The sequence below is a fragment of the Stenotrophomonas sp. GbtcB23 genome (assembly GCF_019091045.1).
GTDB classification, from domain to species: Bacteria; Pseudomonadota; Gammaproteobacteria; order Xanthomonadales; family Xanthomonadaceae; genus Stenotrophomonas; species Stenotrophomonas rhizophila_A.
This window is the reverse complement of record NZ_JAGXKC010000430.1, coordinates 1-269: the sequence shown is the minus strand read 5'-3', so window position 1 is coordinate 269 and position 269 is coordinate 1. Positions and strand designations below refer to the sequence as shown.

The following is a 269-nucleotide window of genomic DNA, read 5'->3' as shown; positions in this document are numbered from 1 at the left end:
ACGGACCGCACCGATATTCTGCATCTCCATGGGGTTCGCCCGCAGCAATACCAGTTCTGCCTGGACCATCTCGTACCGGAAATGTTGCGCTTGCTCGAAGCGGGGAAAATCCGGTTTCTCGGCGTCACCGAAAGCTTCGGCGTCGACACCGAACATATGGTCATGCGTCGGGCAGTGGCCGACAAGGTCTGGGACGTCCTGATGCTCGGCTACAATTTCGCCAGCGTCCCCCAACCGGACGCCTTGGATCGGGGCACCACACGCACTCG

General features: G+C 60.6%; 1 protein-coding gene. It reads left to right on the top strand.

The genetic code is table 11. The annotated features are described in order from the left end of the window. Positions 1–269 (top strand): hypothetical protein (locus tag KVS69_RS19665; RefSeq protein WP_217539744.1); only part of this gene is annotated, 269 nt, incomplete at both ends.